The organism is Bacteroidia bacterium (assembly GCA_026932145.1).
Taxonomy (GTDB): domain Bacteria; phylum Bacteroidota; class Bacteroidia; order J057; family JAIXKT01; genus JAIXKT01.
Genome location: JAIXKT010000019.1, coordinates 84,716 through 103,374 on the forward strand (window position 1 = coordinate 84,716; position 18,659 = coordinate 103,374).

Annotated in this window: 15 protein-coding genes and 3 tRNA genes; 6 read left to right on the top strand and 12 right to left on the bottom strand. The window is 41.9% G+C overall.

Going from position 1 to position 18,659, the window contains the following annotated elements; all coding sequences use genetic code 11:
• Positions 1-11 precede the first annotated feature (11 nt).
• From LC115_05305 to LC115_05330, 6 genes are all read right to left on the bottom strand, one after another.
• On the bottom strand, positions 12-662 hold the full coding sequence (locus LC115_05305) for a tetratricopeptide repeat protein (protein MCZ2356097.1): 651 nt from the start codon (positions 660-662) through the stop codon (positions 12-14).
• On the bottom strand, positions 659-1,645 hold the full coding sequence (locus LC115_05310) for a VWA domain-containing protein (protein ID MCZ2356098.1): 987 nt from the start codon (positions 1,643-1,645) through the stop codon (positions 659-661). Before LC115_05310 ends, LC115_05305 begins: the two co-directional genes overlap by 4 nt.
• A 33-nt stretch (positions 1,646-1,678) precedes the next feature.
• Complete coding sequence (locus LC115_05315) at positions 1,679-2,887, bottom strand: ABC transporter permease (protein ID MCZ2356099.1); 1,209 nt, start codon at positions 2,885-2,887, stop codon at positions 1,679-1,681.
• Entirely contained in the window at positions 2,884-4,257 is a 1,374-nt protein-coding gene (locus tag LC115_05320) for an ABC transporter permease (GenBank protein MCZ2356100.1), read from the bottom strand. Before LC115_05320 ends, LC115_05315 begins: the two co-directional genes overlap by 4 nt.
• A 32-nt stretch (positions 4,258-4,289) precedes the next feature.
• A complete protein-coding gene (locus LC115_05325; GenBank protein MCZ2356101.1) occupies positions 4,290-6,092 on the bottom strand; it encodes an ABC transporter substrate-binding protein in 1,803 nt (600 codons plus the stop codon).
• A 281-nt stretch (positions 6,093-6,373) separates the two neighbouring features.
• Positions 6,374-7,168, bottom strand: a complete 795-nt coding sequence (locus LC115_05330; protein ID MCZ2356102.1) for an FkbM family methyltransferase — start codon at positions 7,166-7,168, stop codon at positions 6,374-6,376.
• A gap of 400 nt (positions 7,169-7,568) precedes the next feature.
• On the opposite strand from LC115_05330, the gene LC115_05335 reads away from it, so the two are divergent.
• The 4 genes from LC115_05335 (at position 7,569) to LC115_05350 (ending at position 8,240) form a co-directional block, all read left to right on the top strand.
• Positions 7,569-7,655: transfer RNA gene (locus LC115_05335), tRNA-Ser, on the top strand.
• Between the two features lie 40 nt (positions 7,656-7,695).
• Positions 7,696-7,770 (top strand) — tRNA-Pro (locus tag LC115_05340).
• A 62-nt stretch (positions 7,771-7,832) separates the two neighbouring features.
• A tRNA-Arg gene (locus LC115_05345) sits at positions 7,833-7,906 on the top strand.
• A gap of 160 nt (positions 7,907-8,066) precedes the next feature.
• Entirely contained in the window at positions 8,067-8,240 is a 174-nt protein-coding gene (locus tag LC115_05350; protein MCZ2356103.1) for a hypothetical protein, read from the top strand.
• A gap of 299 nt (positions 8,241-8,539) precedes the next feature.
• On the opposite strand, the gene LC115_05355 is transcribed toward LC115_05350, so the two are convergent.
• The 6 genes from LC115_05355 to LC115_05380 form a co-directional block, all read right to left on the bottom strand.
• A complete protein-coding gene (locus LC115_05355; protein ID MCZ2356104.1) occupies positions 8,540-9,979 on the bottom strand; it encodes an ATP-binding protein in 1,440 nt (479 codons plus the stop codon).
• A gap of 306 nt (positions 9,980-10,285) precedes the next feature.
• Positions 10,286-10,927 (bottom strand): hypothetical protein, encoded by a 642-nt coding sequence (locus LC115_05360; GenBank protein MCZ2356105.1) that lies wholly within the window; start codon positions 10,925-10,927, stop codon positions 10,286-10,288.
• Between the two features lie 12 nt (positions 10,928-10,939).
• Positions 10,940-11,926, bottom strand: coding sequence for a T9SS type A sorting domain-containing protein (locus LC115_05365; GenBank protein MCZ2356106.1), 987 nt, complete (start codon positions 11,924-11,926; stop codon positions 10,940-10,942).
• 1 nt (position 11,927) lies between these two features.
• Positions 11,928-12,128, bottom strand: coding sequence for a hypothetical protein (locus LC115_05370; GenBank protein MCZ2356107.1), 201 nt, complete (start codon positions 12,126-12,128; stop codon positions 11,928-11,930).
• Positions 12,129-12,140: 12 nt separating this feature from the next.
• The gene (locus LC115_05375; protein ID MCZ2356108.1) at positions 12,141-13,592 is read right to left on the bottom strand and encodes a T9SS type A sorting domain-containing protein; all 1,452 of its coding nucleotides are present in this window, start codon (positions 13,590-13,592) and stop codon (positions 12,141-12,143) included.
• A gap of 479 nt (positions 13,593-14,071) precedes the next feature.
• The gene (locus tag LC115_05380) at positions 14,072-15,562 is read right to left on the bottom strand and encodes an IS1634 family transposase (GenBank protein MCZ2356109.1); all 1,491 of its coding nucleotides are present in this window, start codon (positions 15,560-15,562) and stop codon (positions 14,072-14,074) included.
• Between the two features lie 419 nt (positions 15,563-15,981).
• Here LC115_05380 and LC115_05385 point away from each other — a divergent pair, with 419 nt between their 5' ends.
• Both LC115_05385 and LC115_05390 read left to right on the top strand, forming a co-directional pair.
• Positions 15,982-16,890 (top strand): tyrosine-type recombinase/integrase, encoded by a 909-nt coding sequence (locus tag LC115_05385; protein ID MCZ2356110.1) that lies wholly within the window; start codon positions 15,982-15,984, stop codon positions 16,888-16,890.
• Positions 16,883-18,049 (top strand): IS91 family transposase, encoded by a 1,167-nt coding sequence (locus LC115_05390; protein MCZ2356111.1) that lies wholly within the window; start codon positions 16,883-16,885, stop codon positions 18,047-18,049. Before LC115_05385 ends, LC115_05390 begins: the two co-directional genes overlap by 8 nt.
• Positions 18,050-18,659 lie beyond the last annotated feature (610 nt).

An 18,659-nucleotide genomic window follows, 5' to 3' on the forward strand; every position in this document is an offset into this window, starting at 1 on the left:
ATCCCTCTCCCTTACCAGGATGGCTTTCCATCCCGTTCCGATTTTCCTTTTACTTTTTTGCGAAGTTGCTGGAGCAGTTGTTCCTCCTTTTTTCCCATTTCAATCAGGGCGCGTTCTGCTTCCTGCTGCGTCAGAATAGGATTCTCGCTCCTGTTACCGTTTTGCTCGGTAGGCTTTGGCTTTTGAGGATTGTTTTGCTGTTGTTTCTGCTGCCTGTTTTCCTGTTCCGGATCTGGAGGCGGTGGAGGCGGAGGGGGCAGAGGTTTACGGAGCACTTCGTAATTATACCGGGCAAGATCGTTTTCCGGAAATTCCCGCAATGCCTGCCTGAGCATGTCGAGAGCTTCCGCGATTTTATTCTGGCGTGCCAGAAATACGGCCCGGTTGGTCAGGGCCCTTGAGCGAATTTCAGGCTCTGGTGACCGGGAAAGGTTTGCCAGCAGGGACATGGACACATCCAGACTATCGGCCTGCAACCAGGACACGGCTTCATTCCATTGAGCAGGAATCTTCACCTCCTGCCAGTGATTGCCTGTGCCTTCATACAAACGGGCTGCCTTTCGAAATTCCTTTTGGGCATAGGCCTGCTTTGCCACCTCGGGAAGTTGCGGCTCGCTACCCGGCCAGAAGGCCAGCAACAGAATCAGCAGGGTCCATTTCATTTTCGCACCGGCAACAGATACATACTAATCAGGCTCAAAACAATGGCCAGCCCCAGAAACCACTGATACCGGTTGGATGCCAAGTTTTCAGTTCGCTGGTCCACGAGGGTAGCCGGAAGATTCTGCAAATGCTGCGTAAGTTTGCTCAGGCTGGCCCCGGACTGATCGAGTATAAACGCAGGCTCCCCACTCTGGGCTGCTATGGCATTTACCGTTTCGGGGTTCACCCTGCTGTATGCCGGCTTTCCTCCGGTTTCCTGAAAATACTGATCTGAACCCGAATCCAAGGGTACCGGAGCTCCCCCTGAAGTGCCGATGGCAACGGGTATCACCTTTACACCCTGATTCTCAAGACGCAACAATACCGAAGTGTATTTATCTCCAAAGTCTTCCCCGTCGGTAATGACCACCACTGCCCGGCTTACTTTTTTCCCTTCTATTCTGGGTTCCGATGCAAATCGTTCCAGACATCGGGACAAACCGGCTCTGAGGTCAGTACCCGTATTGGAGAACTGCCGGGTTTCCACGATTTGCAGCAGGGTGGTTAACAGCTGGCTGTCGGTAGTCAACGGGCACTGAACGAATCCCTGGGAGGTGTAGACTACGAGCCCCATCTTATCTCCTTTGAGTGCCTGAATCACTTTGGCAAGTTCCTGTTTGGCCCGGGCAAGTCGGGAGGGCTTGATGTCGCGGCAATTCATGGATGCGCTCACATCGAGCAGGAAGTAAATTTCTCTTCCCATGATATTCACTTCCCGGCTTGCATTTCCCCAGGCAGGACCCAGGATGGCAACAAATACGAGGCACAGTGCCCCTGCGGTGAGGAAATAGCGTGTAACGGGATGGTGGCGGCCATATTGATTTCGGTTAAACCAATGTTGGAAAACCTTTTCGGAACGGTATTGAATCAGGAGCAACAGGGCCAGCAAAACAGGCAGGCCTGCGAGCCACCAGATGTCTGAAAAATTAGCCCACTCAATCACACAGGAAAATTACTGAAAAAAGGGGCGCGTGCGTCAGGCCCGGTATCGGGGATCGAATCTGTCCCGCAGTTTTTCCCCACAAAGATTAAGCGAAAACAAGGTAAGGAACAAGGCGAGGCCAGGCCAAACCCCGAGCCACCAGGAAGACATGTCTTTTCGGGCCGCACTCAGCAGATTTCCCCAGGAAACGATATCGGCAGGTTCCCGGATAAAGCTCAATGCCGCTTCAGCGAGTATGGCACCAGCTACCGAGAAACTCAGCAAAGCCCATACAGGGGCAAGGGCATTGGGGAGGGCGTGTAAAAACAGTAGCCGCGCACCTGAGAACCCCAGTCCCCGGGCAGCGAGAATATAAGGCTCTTCCCGAATGCGAAGCAGCTCCCCCCTAACCAAACGGGCAATGCCTGTCCAACCGGTAATCCCTATCCAGAAAGCGGTCATTCCCGCTCCGGGTTCAGTAATGGCTGCGACAGTGATGATCAAAAACAGTGTGGGAATGGATTGCTTGATTTCGATGAGTCGGGAAAGGACGATATCGATCCAGAGGGCTACCTCGCGGCGAAACCAGGGAATGCGTTTGAGCACATGGCGCAGACTCAGCACACCAAAAAACAATCCCAGAAAAATCAGGATAGAAATCATCCCCTCCTGAGCCCAGGAAAGAGCGCTCTCCTGCAGAGCTGATTTCAATATAGGCAGGCGGTACTGAAACCCATAAAACCAGGCCACAAAACCTGCAGGGAAAGCCAGCAGTACCGATGCCCGGGATGCACGCAGTCCGGAATCGCCCCAGTAGCCGGCGACGCCACCCAGCACAAGGCCTGTCAGCAGGGAAATAAGCACAGCGCCGATACCCGTAAGGAATGCGGTGCGACACCCATGGATAATGCGGCTCAGAACATCCCGACCCAAATCATCGGCACCCAGCAGATGGCGGTTAAAATCATTTTTCCCATTGAAGTCCAGATCCCCAGGGGAAAAGGGCACCGGGGCTTTCCAGTCTCCGGGCAGGGAGCGGTTTTGCCAGTCCATCTGCTTCCATTCAGCAGGCATATCCAAATTAAGAAAATGCCGAAAAGCAGGATAGACCGTCTCTCCTTCCCAGGTGGTCTTCCAGGGAAAATGGGTAGCCAGCAGGTCTGCTGTCAGCGCGGTCATCACCCACAGACACAGCCAGCCCATCCCGGCCCAAAGGAGCCAGCGCGAGAAAGGATTGGTTACCGGCAGGTCGGGAGATTTCATGATTTTTCCAGACGGATTCTGGGGTCGGCGATGCGATAGAGAAAATCAGCCACCAGGACCCCGGTCAGGGTAAGCAGGCCGGAGAGCATAAACACAGCTATCAGTACGGGATAATCCCGCATGCTCACCGCCTGCCAGGTCAGCAATCCCATTCCCGGAATGGAGAATATGGTTTCCAGGATAATGGAGCCTCCTACCAGGCCGGGTATAATTTGTGCCACAAGTGTAATGAGGGGGAGAAGGGAATTGCGGAGGGCATGTTTCCAGATGACGATTTTCTCCGGAAGGCCTTTTGCCCGGGCGGTGCGAATAAAATCTGCCTGGATGTTTTCGAGCATGGCATTTCGCACCTGTCCGGTGAGAAAGGCAAATGCACTGTAGGCATAAGCGAAGGTAGGCAATACCAGGTGCCAGGACCAGTCGGCCAGTTTGCGGTACCAGGGCCAGTTGTCCTGACTGCGGATATCGGCAATTCCCCCGGCAGGAAACCAGTCTAGAAAAGTACCTGAGGCGAAGAAAACCAGCAGCAGGGTGGCCAGCCAGAAAGCCGGAATGGAGTATAGAATAAACAACAGGCCATTCAACAATCGCTCACCTGAAGAGCCGTAAGCCCGGGCGGAATAAACCCCTGCCGGAATAGACACCACAAGGGCGAGCAGCAGGGACAGGAAGTTAACCAGAAAGGTCCATAGCAGGGCCGTGGGCAAATGACTGGCCACTGGGCGACCATCCCGGTAAGACAATCCCAGATCCATTCGAACCACGCGTTTCAGCCATTCATGAAAAGCATTGTTGGAACCATACCATCGAAACCGGGGCATCAGGGAATACCATCCGGGCTGCTCCATTCCAGCCGGTAGTGCAATCTGATTCAGGGGATAGGCCGGAAATTGCGCCTTCAGCCGAATGATTGCATCCCCTACCTGTTGGGGCGGTTCCGATCTCAGTTCCCGCAAACGGGTCAGAATCAGGGTTCGGGAAGAATCGGAGGGCATTTGAAACATCTGTCGCTCTGCCGACAAGAGAGAAAAATAAAGAGCCTGCCAACACTCAGGATTCCCGGTGGCTGCAGACAGATCCTGCACCCATTCTTTATCCTGAGGAAAAGGAATGGCAAAAAGCGAATCTGGCTCATGGGGGGCAAACACAGCACAGTAGAAAATCGGCCGGTTCAATCCGAGTTCCTGCCATTTGCGAATATAGACTTCAGGACCACTGAGGGGGTCATTCCCCATTCGAAGACCCTCTTTGGACAATGATCTCAAAACCGGATCCCCGGGCGTATTGCGTGTCAGCCAGAAGGACAACAGGGCCAGCACCAACAGAACCGGAACAAACAGGAATAACCGTTTGAGGAAATAGTATCCCATTGGCAGGTATGCGGATTAGGCGCCCGGTCCCATTATTTTTCAGCGTAGCGGCTGAGGTTATGGGGAATCCACATTCTGGACATCAGGAAATTGGGACGGAGGATGGTGGTTTGTACCCCTTTCACGCGCTTGCTGACGGCAAAGAGGTTTTGGGAGGACAGCAGGAAAATACAGGGAGCTTCCTGGTATATGACTTCCTGAAAGCCTTTGACCATTTCGGCTCTTTTGCCGGGATTGGTTTCAGCAGCAATGGCATCCAGCATACGATCTGTTTCGGTAGTGCCAAAGCCCATAAAGTTAAAACCTCCATTCAGCCAGGCATCGGTGTGAAACTGTTCCTTCAGGTCAGAAGGGCCGGGGCCCGCTGCCAGGGAATAGTACATCATATCAAAATCATGACCGGCCATTTTTTCCCGCAGTACGGCATTCTCATATCCGGTAACATTAATTTTCACTCCGGCCTTGCGGGCATCTTCGGCAAACATCAACCCGATATTTTTCCGAACCTCCACATTCTGGCCAAATGCAAATTCCACTTCAAACTCTACTTTTTTCCCATCCACCATTTTATCCAGGGTTCCGTCCCCATTCGAATCTTTCCAGCCAGCCTCGGCCAGAAGTTTGCGGGCCTCTTCCACATTCAAATCCACCGGCTTCAGGGATTCATTGTATTCGTCTCTTTTCAGATAAGGTACAGGTCCACTGATTCTACGGGCATATCCAAAAACAAACTGCTCAATGGCCTTATTCACATCCAGGAGTAGCTGCATGGCTTTTCGAACCCGCACATCGGTGAATAGGGGCTTGCGCTTTTTGCCAGGTTTCATGTTCATACCCACGAAAGAGTAGCTGAACATATCGGAACGCATCAGCTGGAAATTGCGGGTAACATCCGGGTTCTTCTCGAGCTCCTGAAACACATTGGGGCGAATGGCATAGCATAAATCCAGGCGCTGGGCTTTGAGTTCCAGGATGGCAGTATTCATATCGTTGATAATGCGGAACACCAGTTTCTGCGGCCAGGCCTGGAAGGCATCTCCGGATTCCCGATCTCCCCACCAGTCTTTTTTCCGCTCCAGCACCACCTGCTGGCCTGTGGTCCATTCTGCCAGGGCATAGGGACCGGAGCCCACCACCTGGCCTTTTTCCCTCAGGTGTTTGTCATCGAGGTATTCTTTGGCAAAGGCCTGCAATTGCGGATTGTCTGTGAGGGCTGCGGCCTCTTTCTTCAGCTGGGGAAGGGTGTAGGCATCCAGCACCCCTTTGGGGTCATAGTGATATTTGGGCAATACAGGCAGGTCGCCGATGCTCATTTCATGGTTAACCCCTGCAGTAGTAGTGGTAATGGTCAGTTTTTTAGGATTGGCAGGGTCGGCAACTGCGTCTTCAATGAAATCAATGTAGAGGGACAGGCGGGAATTTACCGGAGGGGTGCGAATAATTTTCAGGGTGCTGATTACATCTGCTGCTGTAACCGGGGTGCCATTATCCCAGGATGCGTTTTGCCGGATGGTAAAGATAAAGGACTTACCGTCTTCGGAAACCTGTGGACGGCCTTCAGCCAGCACCGGGGAAGGTTGCAGGGTTTGTGGGTCATACTGCAGCAGGCTTTGAAAAATATTCCCAGTGCACAACATATCGGCAGAAACCGTGCTGTAGTGGGTGGGGAGCAGCATATCGGGTTCTTCCAGCTGGTGAACCACGAGCCAGTCATTCACCTCAGGCTGTGTCTGATCTGTGTAAAAGGGATCTTCGGAGTTCTGTTTTGAATCTCCGCAGGAAACCAGAACCAGACAACAAAACAGGGATAAGGGCAGCAGGAATCGCACGAACATAGCAATCGGATTGAAAACCTGCTCAAATTAGGGATAAAAAGCATGAGGGAATACAGCCACCGTGCAAAAAAGCGTTACTGCCTATTCATCTGGTTTTTTCGGGTGGTCTGAGGATACAAACTGAAGAAGGAATATTCCAGCCTTTTGTTCGGGTGGGTGGAAGCAGGAGAAAACCGGGGGAATTTGTCTGATGCGTAACCCTCGCTTCAATTTGCCTATCACCTATTGATTTCTACCGAACAGCCGGCAATGCATTGCGGGGATGGCAGGAGCTGTCCTGATCAGCCTTTAAACCGTGGGTTGATATACAATGCGTCGGAATAAATGGCGCGGGAATCAATAATCAGGGGGCGGGAAATATTGTGCAGGTAGAACCCAAATTCTGCACTCAGTTTTTGATGAAGGGAAATAAAATCCGAACCACCTTCATACTGATCCATATAATTGAATTCCACCAGCAGGTAGCGGGTTCTGGATAATACGGACCTGCCTCCGTCCAATACTTCCAATTCGGCACCCTGAACATCAATTTTGAGGAGGTCAATGGAGGGGAGTGAAGCCAATTGATGATCGAGCGTGTCTGCCTGACATTGGATTTCTTCCTGGATATCCCAGTTTCCCTGGACCAGGGTGTTCATTTCAGACTTGGGAGGCAAGAGGGAGGCGCCTGTCGTGTCACGGGTAACAAAGAAGGTGCGTTGTCCCTGAAAATTACCCAACGCCACTGGCCGAGCCTCAGCAAAGGGATAGGCCTTTAGCATTTGCGAAAGAGCCTGGAATGCTGCTGGCACAGGTTCATAGGCAATATGCGTTTCCGGCACCACACAATTGAGAAAATGGCGGCTCCACAATCCGGTATTGGCGCCCACATCAATAACCACCTTTAAATTGGCCACTTCCCCGGCAGGAAACAACTCCAGGCTGCAGATACGCATGCTGGTTTCGATTTTGCCATAATCCAGCACGGACCGATTGCGGGTGTCAACTCCGGCGCTTTTCAATACGCTGGCCTGCTTCAATATCTGCACCAGGCCAAAAGGAAGCAGGGATTTAAAGATTGAAAAAATAGTTGTCAAGTGTAGGGGGGAAGATTAAGCCTCAAAAGTAACAAAATCATGGGGAGAATGCTCATTATCAACCAACACGCCTGGTGGTGGAGGGCAAAATCATGCGTCCTGCCACGAATTTGACCCCGGCGGGGCAATACAATCCCGCCGATTTCGTCCCTGCCCTGCTGGTTATTACCTTCCAAATACAGAATTGAAAATCAACACCCTACTCTGCTCCCCGGGGGGAAGAATCTTTTGGTGAGGTTCAGCTGTAGCAGGAAGTGGGAACTCCATCCCGGTTGTCCCCTCAAATTCGGGCAAAAAGCCAATTTCTTCAGAACCTTTTCGGCAGGCATAAGACAAAAATTGGCTTTTGTAGTTGGGACACTTTTGTTATCTTTGCACTTCCAAAACTCATTTGGACAACGGAGAGGTGCCTGAGAGGCCGAAAGGAACAGTTTGCTAAACTGTCGTACGGGTAACTGTACCGCGGGTTCGAATCCCGCCCTCACCGCACTGATTTATGAGGTGGTTCTTTTGAGAATGAATTTTTTCGGGGCGTAGCGTAGTCCGGTCATCGCGCCTGGTTTGGGACCAGGAGGTCGCAAGTTCGAATCTTGCCGCCCCGACAATTACAAATTAACGATTTACGAATTACGGTTTGTAAATCGTTTTTAGTTTTACAAATATTGGTTCCGTAGCTCAGCTGGATAGAGCAACTGCCTTCTAAGCAGTAGGTCATTGGTTCGAATCCAATCGGAATCACTAGTGCCAAAATTTTGATCCTTAGGGAAGAAGAAGAAATACACAAGATTATAGCTATATTTTGTCTAATACTCTTGAAGTAGATAATGGATTACTTGGCTTAAGCTCAAGTAATACCAATTTGCCGGCATGACTTTACCGTGGTTGCACAGGGCATGAAATGCTAAATGAGTTTGGCTTAGTAAATATGAATGCAAGGTTGTATGACCCTGTAGTAGGGATGATGCTCTCGCCTGATAATTATGTGCAAAATCCGAGTAATACACAAAATTTTAATAGGTATGCCTATTGTTATAATAATCTGTTAGCCTATATTGATTCAGACGGACAGTAAGCTTCCCTTTTTTTGAGGCCAATCAAAAATAAAACTAAAAACAAAGAAAACAAGATAAGAAACAAGAAAAAAACGAACATAACCACAACACAAACTCCATAAAACACCCCTCAAAGGGTACTAAAAAGTACACTTGTTTATTGTTTTATAGCACAACTAATTTTTTAAAACCCCATAATATATTTTACTTGCAACTGAGCTCCGGAAGCTTTATTCAACCTGCCAAAGGCAGTCAGGCACAGGGTTAAATCAGACAGAGATTTGTTTAAACCCTATATGTTACCGGCTGGTGTCTGTTGTCACGAGTTGCGTTTTTGTTTTTGTAAAATTGTGTTCTTACCGACTGAATAAGCATAAACTGATGCAGGAATATATTTTAATTTTAAATTGTCTATATCTTTAGTTCCTTCTTTGTCAATGGTTGTGACTAATGCAGTTTGCAAGTTATTGTCCTTTAAAAATTGTAATAAGGGCTTCAGGTCTCCGGGTTTTTCATAAAACTGATTGCTCCACTTTATTTCCACAGCCCATTGAGGTTTGAAGTTTTTGTCATCTAGTTTAACCATATCTACCTCTCCCTTCTGCCATCTTGCATAGTAAGGAGTAAACCAATCTCTGTGAAGCCATTGAGCATAAATTGCCGTCTCAACCATATTGCCGATAAAAGGGTCTGTTGGTTGTAATGGAGAAAACAAGGCACTTCGCAATGAAGGATTAGTCAGATAAATCTTGAATTGTGTTGCTCTTTGAAACTGTTTGGGTTTGTTGGATATTTTATGAACCACCTTAATTAAAAATGCAGCTTCTAAATACTCAATGTAGCGTTTTATGGTATTCTTTTGAACTCCTGAGTTTTTACTTAATTCTTCAAGACTTACTTCTCCTGCGCTATTATATGCAATAGCAGTAAATAACGAATTAAGCTCTTGCACGTCTCTTATTCCATAAAGACTTGGCAAATCTCTCAATAATACTTTGTCAATAATATCGCTTCTAATATATCGTCCGGGATTACTCTGAATTTTTTCAGAAAAAATTACTTCCGGGTAACCACCATAATTGATATAGTCCAAAAAATGCTTATTAAGTTCGTTGATATTATTGGTACTGTAAAATTTTGTCAAACTGCCTTGCCAGTCTAAATTTGTCTCTGTGATGAGTCTGTTTAATTGTTTCAAATGAAGAAACTCATTAAAGGTCAACGGAGGCAGCATGAAATCTGTGAAGCGTCCTGCTCCACTCTCATTACTTTTAAGTCTTAATGCAGCAGCAGCAGAACCCGAAACTACGAAGCGAGTATGAGGATAACTGTCAACTAAAGACTTAAGATGCACTTCCCAATCTTTTAAATATTGTATCTCATCAAAGAAGATATACCAACCTTTGAGACTTTCCTGTTTTGTTGCCTTTCGGCAGAAACTAAAAAGTTGCTCTAAGCTGATATTGTTGTAAATAGGCGTTTCAATTGAAATGAAAGCAACTTTCAAAGGGTCAATTTCATTCTCAAGCAGATTTTGAACAGCATGATACATCATTACAGTTTTACCAACTCTTCGTGGTCCCATTAGAACAACTGCTCTTCTAACACCGGTCTCTGTTACAAGAGGCATAAACAAGTCAAAATACAATCTCCTTTGCATGGAGGTGTAATACTCTTCTACTGCTCCAGTCACCCACCAAGGATTTTCAAATCTTAGTCGGTCAAGAACCTGTTCTTCGGAATATGGTAATAAAGCCATTTTAATAGGTTTTAATAGTGCAAAATTACAAAAAATAAGATTATTATACAACTCTTATTTTTCAACATTGGTCACTTATAAGAAAAAATGAAGTCGAAATGGCTCTTAATTATCAAGATTAGGTGTCGCTAAAATACGCTTGCCATAACGGCAGCCTGTAAAAAACTCGTAGTAATTAAAACAAGCTGTTAATTTTTTTGAAATAAAAATACAAATAAAAACTGATAAACATCTAAAGCCGTTTAATCGAGCTCCGGAAGCTTTATTCAACACGGGATTAAATCAAAGCAGAGCTTCGTTTAATCCCTATATGTTACCACTTGTGCCATGTGTAATTTCTAACTTATTGGCAGGGCTTGCATTATTAATACCAACATTACCATTTCCTAAAATGCGCATTCGTTCAGTAGCATTCGTATTAAACAACATAGGTAAATTCTCTTGCTGGTTAAAGATTGCATGACCGTTGCTCCCGCCTCCTAAAATACCAATTTGAAAACCATCGCTTGAGGTAGTGCCTGTGCCACTGTTGGTATATTGCATTCTTACTGCATTTGAACTACCATCGCTAATGTGTAATTTTTGTTGCCCAACTTGTGTTCCAATCGTAACTTGAATATTATCGAAGGTAGTTACAGAAGGTTCTCCGCCAAAAGAAATTAAGCCGTTGGTTGATGTAATATCGTCAGAGCCACTACCTGGGTTTCCACCCAACCACAAAGAGCTTGGTCCGACATGAATTCTTCCAAAAACTCTTAAACTATCAGTTGTTATTTGACCTTTTACATGTAAAGGAACTGTAGGATTATTTAAGCCTATCCCCACCTTTCTGAAAGTGTAATTTGTACTATCATCTGTAGAATGCCACTGAATAGTATCTTCTTGAGCTGAAACTTTTAATACTAGTATAACTAATATTGAAAAAAGAAATGTTGTTTTGTTTTTCATTGGATTTTGGGGTTAATTGGTTTTTAAAACAATATGATTCGACTCATTGAATGTTTTGGTATCAAAAATTCGAAGAATATAAACACCAGGTGTTAAATTTTCCGTATATAAAGTAAATTCGTTTTCACTGAATTCTTCACGAATTATTGGCTTCCCTATGATGTCAAAAACTGTAATTTTTTTTAGACTCAAATTATTTAAAAATAATTTAATTGAATTAGAAAATGGATTAGGATAGAATTCAAATTTCTCAACTGAACTGTTATTTAAATTTGTTATTGTACAATTTTGTGAGTAATTGTTACAAAATAAAGAGTCAATAGATACACAAACATCATCAATATAATAATAAGAACCAGATGTTGCAATTGATGTAGTTAAATGACTGGTATCAACGTTTGACTGGTTGTAAAAATTACCAATTGTTAAATAACTGTATGAAGAATCTGCAATAAATGATCCATTAACTTGAACCCAATTATTTTTATCAGAAATTATACTATCACTTACAATATGTGAAAAATTCCCGATAGGATACATTAGTGTTGTATCAGTATAATTCCAAGTTGTAAAAAGTATACCTAATTTGTTTGTTGCTAGGGTAACAGTGTCAGCTAGAGATACTTTAAATGAAACAAAATACTTTGTGCCTATAACTAATTGGTTGATCAATTTGGCTGAAATAAATTCTCTTACACCGCCAAACGACAAATATGGAATTATTCCAACATACGCCTCACAATCAGGATTTGCTGTATTTTGATTACCAAATAAATTGTTAGGTATTGAAACGTTGCTATTTATAGGTGATAAACGGTGAAAATAATCTGGTGTACCATAGCCCGACCTCTGCCAATATTTAGCTCTTTTAATTTGGAAAGTATATGAAGGAAATGTTACTAAAGTATCCTCAAAACTTGGATTAGGCACTAAATTAACTTGTGCTTTTGCAATAAATACAGTAAAAAATAAACATAAAATAAGGAGGTAGTTTTTCATGTTAATTTGATTTAGGGTTGATAATAAATTTATATGGCTTTATTGATGAATTATCTGTTTTAAAAATTAAAGGTTGATAGTTGCTTGTACCAAGCCAATCACCTGTTGTTGCTGCATTGCCCCTCAATTCCCAATAGGTCTGGGCATTAGCAGCATTAAAAATTAATGCAAACATTACAGGTAATAAAATTTTAGATTTCATACTGTTTTGGTTTTAGTGATTAATAATAATTTTTTTCGAAATTGATTTACTATTTGAAGTTATTTGAAGAAAATAAATACCATTAGGTAATTGACTGGTGCTTATATTTTGAATTAATTGATTCCCGCTAAAAAATAAAACTAATTGTCCTTCATAATCATAAAATAAGTAATGATGATTTTCTGTAAATTTGTGATTTATTGTAATATAATCATTTGCTGGATTTGGGTAAATTGAAATTAAATTGTCAGAAAGATTCAATGAATTGTTAGAAGTGACAATGTTATTAAAATAATAGTTGGGATAAATAGGCATACTAAAATTACAGGGTCTTTGCAGTGCCATTGCATTATATTCAAAAGTGCAACCTGCACCTAATATGTTTGGCTGGTGAATGATATGTATACTATCTGTAAATCCTCCAGTTTTTGATACATATATTTTACCATCTGGGCCTAATTGCATGTGTCCTAAACCCTGCAATACCGGGGGGCCATAATAGATTTGCCAGGAGTAAATCGAATTTGATATTGCGGCAGAGTCATAAATAGAAACGTCTATTTGTTGAATACAGTTGTTGCCTAAACCTGTTACTAGGCATAAATATAAAATTTTACTATTTGGAGAAAATTCAAAACCATAAGTAAAATAATTGCTTCCAGGTCCAATGCTATCGTTATTAGGAATAATTTGATTTGAAAATTGACCTGTCATTTTATCGAATTGATAAAATGCATAGCTATCCTTTACAAAGATTGATCCGTCTGGAGAAAATCGGCCGCTACCATTCATTCCTCCTTCTCCAAAATTGGCTACGACAATATTTGATGTATCAGGTCCAATATTTGTAATTGGTATAACAATCAATTCTCTTGTGTTTTGTGGAGGAGGAAAGTATTTTGAATAAGCTAACCAGTAATCCACATTATTCCCATGCTTGGTAACTGCCATACCCTGATAAGTATCAGTCATAACTAAAATGTTTTTCTGCCCAGCTACCACTCCACCTTTTCCATTATCCAATGTCATATCCACTAATGAATAACGTAAACCATTTATACACTGGTCGGCTACGCAGCCATTAACAAATACAAAAAATTGTGTACTACTACCAGGTCTAGGAATTATTTGTGAGGATACTTTTGCATTTTTATCACACAACAAACCTGCCCCATTCAGCATAGGTTGGTGCAGGGCATTCCACAAGGTATCACCATTGCAATAAAACAATAGATTACCATCCGTATCGCTCATGCAGGAGTTTCCTTCAAAGGTAATTCCGCTACTTCCTGTAAACACACTAGCTTGATAATTATTGTTTTTGTCAAAATTTATGCCAGCAGCATGTCCAAAACGCCAATTTATGGTTCTATTTAACTCAAAACCTTGTGAAAAACAGTCCAAATTGTATATACACAAATTAATTATTGTCAATAAAATTGATTGTAATGTATTTTTTTTCATTCGCGAAAATTTTATTGGTATAAATTTACATTATTTATGATAAAAAAACTAAACATTAAAAATTTAACAATTAAGTAATAATATCCTTCGACTAAATCAATATAAGTAATGCAAATGAATACTTTTTATCTTCATATGAGTTATCCCATAAAGCTTTTAAATGATTTGCATGTTTTAACCTAAAAGTCCGATTAACTCATAACTTTGGGGTTGGTGTGCGGTTGATAAATTTTGGCTCTTTTACATTTTTATTGCGCTGGCTTATTGTGGTTGGAAAAATGGGAAAGTGCCAAAATGTGCGGCTGGGTGCGCGGGGTTAGCTGTCCTTTTATGTATACACTGTCTGTCTATAGTTGCACGTTGCCAAAGGGTTTCTTATAACGTTTTCGGGCTTAGCGTGGAAGGCGATGTTGATGCGTTTCACTGTCAGCCTACAACAAAGATATGAAAAAGCATTGAACTTTCCTGACTTGTCCACTTTAGTGCAACAAATCAATTTTAGCTAATAACTCTTCCAATTCTTTAGTGACTTTTCCCTTAACGATAACTTCTTTTTGAGTTAGTTTGTTTTGCATTTTGGCATCTGTAACTTTTTTGGTTTCTGTTATAAAACGTCTTATTGACAAGCCCGTTTTGATTTCAATATGTTTTGATATTGTTAGCGCTAAAAAGCAAATGAGTATATGAAGTTTTACAGGTTCATCTTTAAAATGAAATATAGGTCGAGTCTCTAGGTCGGACTTTGCCACCCTAAATGCTTGTTCCACTTTGTAAAGCTGATGATACCTTTCAATAACCATATTAGTGGGCAAGTCTTGCTCTTCTAAGTCAGTGTAGTAGCCTTTAATACCCAAGAGTTTTGTACTCTTCTTGATGAGTTCCTCATTAAGCCCAAGTTTTTCATTGTGTGTCTTAACGAACTTTGCTTTTGTGTTTTTTGATGGTGATTTTAAGATGTTTTTGGCTTTTAAAATCTGCTTTTCCATTTCATACTTATCCTTTCTGTATCGCGCACTTGAGAAACTGCAAATAAGATGTCCCTTGTCAGTATGGAGCCTGACAGCTTTGCCTTCTTCTCGCTTAATTTTAGCATCTAGCTCATCAAAGATAGCTTGCGGTAAATTACCTAATCTAGCACCTACAATGTAATGAATTCCGTGCGATTTTAACTCTCTAATATTATCGTTGCTTATCATGGCTGCATCAGCAACCACTGTAAAGGAGCTAACTTTATTTTTTACAATAAACGTTTTTACTACCGGCAAAATGGTATGTCCTTCGAAGGTATTACCAGGGAAAATATCAAAGGCAATAGGGAACCCATCCTTACTTACCATTAGCCCAACGACTATCTGAGGTTGCTGAGATTTACTGTCTTTTGAAAAACCTGTTTTGCGCAATTCATCATCTTCAAAACTCTCAAAGTATAGGGTTGTAACATCATAAAAAAGAAGAGAATAATCAAAACCATATTCTCTTTTTGCAAAGTCATTAACTTTTGCAATGGCAAGGTCTTTCAAAGAGTTCCATTTGGGAGCTTCCTTATAGTAGTTTTGCCTTCGATGTTTTATGCCAAAGTACGTTTCAATAAGCTCTATGGAACGTAGCTTAGAAGCAGGTTCAAGTATTCTGATGGTTATTAAATCTTTGAATAAACAAGAAGTAAGTTCTTCAATGCCAAGTTGAGTAATTAATCGCTGAATAGTATCGTAATAAAAACGATAGTAAAAACCCACGCATTCATATTGTTCGAGATAAGAATATGCTCCAGACTTCGAAGACGGAAACAAAGATGCTTGATTGGAATAATCCACAATAGACTGCTCTGCCAGATGTTTTAAATGATTAAGTTCGTCCGGAGTGGATGCTGAGCCCAAATGTTTTACGATAACTCGCTTTCGATTATGCAGGTAATAAACTTGAATGGCAATCTTTCCAGAACTTGTTTTGACACTTCTGTATTTTAGCATGTTGAAGACCTTAGTGCAACAAATGTAGCACTAAAATAGTTTTAATACACTGAATTGCAATGTGTTGTAAATTTTACAAAAACAGGGTGGACAAGTCAGGTGGTTGGAAAAATGGGAAAGTGCCAAAATGTGCGGCTGGGTGCGCGGGGTTAGCTGTCCTTTTATGTATACACTGTCTGTCTATAGTTGCACGTTGCCAAAGGGTTTCTTATAACGGGTTGCAGATTTGCGATGGGCGGGCTTTTCACCACAAATGTTGATGCGAAGCACAAAACTTTCGGCTACCACTAAACTGTCTGCGGAGCACGAAACCCCGCCTATTGCAAATGTGCTGTTGAACTAAACCTTCGGTAGCCACAAACAAAACAAAAATACACATATATCTCGTATAAACAAACTCACTTTAAATAAAAAATATTATGAGTTTACAAAAAAAGCGATACAATACCATTGTATCACAAGCCAAACAAAACGTGATAGGCTTTTCATCGGCCTATCAAAAATTTTTAGAACGTGTAAGTATTGATCAAAACAGCAAGAGCCTGATTACGAACTACAGTCGTAGCATAGCAGCTATTGCCTTACACTTTAACCGTGTGCCTCATCAAGTAGGTGTAGATGAAATCAACGGATATTTGTATCGAATGATTCACCAGGAAAAGCAATCCATCAGTTATTTTAAACAAGCGGTGTATGGTTTACGGCATTGGTTTAGATTGTTTGGTATGGAAGAAAAAGCTATTCAAATGCCAAGCATTAAGAAAGAACAAAAACTGCCGGTAGTTTTATCAAAAGAAGAGTGTAAAGAACTATTTAAAACACCACGCCTCTTAAAGCACCGATACCTGCTTGCCTTTGCTTATGGCTGTGGTATGCGGATGAACGAACTGCGTATGCTTAAAATAGCCGATGTTGATTTACAACGCAAACTCGTTCATATCAAAAACGGTAAAGGTAAAAAACAACGCTATGTTGTTTTATCTCAACTACTCGCACAAAAATTTGAAATGTATCTCAAAGAAGTAAAACCCAAAGTATATTTATTTGAAGGACAAACCCCTAGTGAACCCATGGGCGAACGAAGCATACAATATGTAATTAACGAAGCCCTGCAAAAAACAAATATTAAAAAACAAGTAAGTATGCACACTCTCCGCCACAGCTTTGCCACACATTTGCTCGAAGATGGCATTGATGTACATTCCATTCAGCGTTTACTAGGACATAGTGATTTACGAACAACGATGGTTTATTTACATGTAGCTCAAATGAAACTTCGCCCTGTTCACAGTCCATTGGATAGTTTATATAACTTACCACTTGAGTAAACCAACTTATGAGTTGGCAACTATCATTGCAGAGTACAAAACTACATTTACACAAAAACATCAGCCCTTAAAATACCATTTAAAAGTACTCAATGCCATTGAGCATTGCCGTACTGCTTATTTTGGAGGTCATGTAGATAAATGTAATTCATGTAATCATATACGCATTAGCTACAACTCTTGCCGTAACAGGCATTGCCCTAAGTGCCAAAACACCAACAAAGAACGTTGGATAGAAGCACGCGAAAGAGATTTATTATCTACAACTTATTTTCATGTGGTGTTTACCCTGCCACAGGAACTAAACACGTATTGCCTTAAGTACCCTAAAGACTTGTACGATATTTTATTTGCTTCAAGTAAAGAAACCATTGAAACATTTGCAAATGACCCTAAGCACTTGGGCGCACAAACAGGGATGGTAAGCGTACTTCACACATGGGGGCAAAACTTATCACTGCATCCGCATGTGCACATGATTGTTCCCGGAGGAGGAATAACACCGGCAGGTTATTGGAAAACGGCAAAGAGCAAAGGAGAATTTTTGTTTCCTGTAGATTCAATGAGCATAGTTTACAAAAACAAGTTTATGGAAAAGTTGATACTGTTTTTGAAGAAAGAAAAGATATATCTCGATGTTCAGCTAAGAAGAAAACTCTACCAACAAGAATGGGTAGTATATGCCAAACAACCCTTTGGTGAACCAAAACAGGTAATTGAATATTTGGGTAGGTATTCTCACAAGATTGCGATTAGTAATTACCGCATAAAAAATGTGAGCAATGGTAAAGTAAGTTTTACTTACAAAGATTACGCACATGGAAATGTACAAAAACTCATGACTTTAGATGCAGAAGAATTTTTGCGTAGGTTTTGTTTACACATCCTTCCGCCAAAGTTTATGAAAATACGTCATTACGGCATTTTGGCAAGTCGTTGCAAACCCATGCTTCGCAAGCATCAATTTACACAGGGAATAATCATGCCAACCATAGAAAAGAAAACATGGAAAGAGATTGCTAAAACAAAACTGAATTTTGATGCAGATAGCTGCCCACATTGCAAAACAGGAAAGATGATTAGGGTGTTTAGTTTTGATACCAATGCGCCACCGGAAATTCTTCAACTCATTCAACATCAAAAAAAGATGAAAAAATAATTTAGGAACATCACCGTATTTGCTTGCAAAAAGCGAACAGGCATTGTATTGAACAAACATCAAAAATAAAACTAAAAATAACTAAAACACGATAAGAAATAAGAAAAAAACAACCATAAACACAACACAAACTCCATAAAACACCCCTCAAAGGGTACTAAAAAGTACACTTGCTTATTGTTTAAAGGCACAACTAATTTTTTAAAACCCCATAATATATTTTACTTGCAACTGAGCTCCGGAAGCTTTATTCAACACAGGATTAAATCAAAGCATAGCTTCGTTTAATCCCTATATGTTATAAGCTGCCAATTACGCCACAATGCTTTCAAAGGTCAAAATAAAGCACTTACTCTGCGCTGAACCTGTGCGGTTGGATTGCAAGCTCCTTTTATTTTTATTGCGATGGCATTTTGCATTTGCTAAAAATAAAATGTGCTTGCAATTAAGGTGGTATGTTTTATTCTAACTTTTAATTATGATACCACTTTAATTCTCTAAGGTCGTCTGGATCTTTTAGTTTTTGATATTGTCATTTTAGAATTCGGTTTAGATATTTTAGATACCAATTTCGAGCTTTCAGATATTGTCTTGGAGATTCTTAGATATT

What these genes read in the sequence shown, in the direction of transcription:
- LC115_05305 (MCZ2356097.1), bottom strand. Translation starts at nt 662, where the DNA reads ATGAAATGGACCCTGCTGATTCTGTTGCTGGCCTTCTGGCCGGGTAGC.
- LC115_05315 (MCZ2356099.1), bottom strand. Translation starts at nt 2,887, where the DNA reads ATGAAATCTCCCGACCTGCCGGTAACCAATCCTTTCTCGCGCTGGCTC.
- LC115_05320 (MCZ2356100.1), bottom strand. Translation starts at nt 4,257, where the DNA reads ATGGGATACTATTTCCTCAAACGGTTATTCCTGTTTGTTCCGGTTCTG.
- LC115_05325 (MCZ2356101.1), bottom strand. Translation starts at nt 6,092, where the DNA reads ATGTTCGTGCGATTCCTGCTGCCCTTATCCCTGTTTTGTTGTCTGGTT.
- LC115_05350 (MCZ2356103.1), top strand. Translation starts at nt 8,067, where the DNA reads ATGCTAAATGAGTTTGGCTTAGTAAATATGAATGCAAGGTTGTATGAC.
- LC115_05355 (MCZ2356104.1), bottom strand. Translation starts at nt 9,979, where the DNA reads ATGGCTTTATTACCATATTCCGAAGAACAGGTTCTTGACCGACTAAGA.
- LC115_05360 (MCZ2356105.1), bottom strand. Translation starts at nt 10,927, where the DNA reads ATGAAAAACAAAACAACATTTCTTTTTTCAATATTAGTTATACTAGTA.
- LC115_05365 (MCZ2356106.1), bottom strand. Translation starts at nt 11,926, where the DNA reads ATGAAAAACTACCTCCTTATTTTATGTTTATTTTTTACTGTATTTATT.
- LC115_05370 (MCZ2356107.1), bottom strand. Translation starts at nt 12,128, where the DNA reads ATGAAATCTAAAATTTTATTACCTGTAATGTTTGCATTAATTTTTAAT.
- LC115_05375 (MCZ2356108.1), bottom strand. Translation starts at nt 13,592, where the DNA reads ATGAAAAAAAATACATTACAATCAATTTTATTGACAATAATTAATTTG.
- LC115_05380 (MCZ2356109.1), bottom strand. Translation starts at nt 15,562, where the DNA reads ATGCTAAAATACAGAAGTGTCAAAACAAGTTCTGGAAAGATTGCCATT.
- LC115_05385 (MCZ2356110.1), top strand. Translation starts at nt 15,982, where the DNA reads ATGAGTTTACAAAAAAAGCGATACAATACCATTGTATCACAAGCCAAA.